The sequence below is a fragment of the Vibrio sp. 378 genome, assembly GCF_033339435.1.
The window spans coordinates 297-843 of record NZ_JAWOUO010000323.1; the positions used below are offsets into that span (position 1 = coordinate 297).

Genomic DNA, 547 nt, shown 5'->3' on the forward strand with positions numbered 1-547 from the left:
TCGGTTATTTCTGCAATTGTGAAGTACCACTGTACCCACCGCGGTCAACAAAGCATCATTGACGCGATGGACATTGTCGGCGGTAAAGGCATTTGTTTAGGCCCTTCGAACTTCCTCGCTCGTGGCTACCAAGGCTCTCCAATCGCCGTAACGGTAGAAGGTGCAAACATTCTGACTCGTTCGATGATCATCTTCGGTCAAGGTGCGATTCGTTGTCACCCATACGTGCTTGAAGAAATGAACGCAGCTTACTCTGTAGCAAGCGACGCGGTTGAGAAATTCGACAAAGCGCTAGCTGGCCACGTGAGCTTTACCATGAGTAACCTCGTTCGCAGTATTTGGTTTGGTTTAAGCGATGGCCTAGGTTCATCGGCACCGACTAAAGATGCAACGAAACGCTACTACCAACAGCTAAACCGTTACAGTGCCAACCTAGCGCTTCTGTCTGATATCTCAATGGCGGTACTTGGTGGTTCGTTGAAACGTAAAGAGCGCTTATCTGCGCGTTTAGGTGACATTCTCAGTCAGCTATACCTAAGCTCCGCGA

Annotated in this window: 1 protein-coding gene; it reads left to right on the forward strand. The window is 49.4% G+C overall.

Going from position 1 to position 547, the window contains the following annotated elements:
* On the forward strand, positions 1-547 hold a 547-nt coding region (locus R7Q48_RS26020), incomplete at both ends, for an acyl-CoA dehydrogenase domain-containing protein (RefSeq protein ID WP_318133066.1).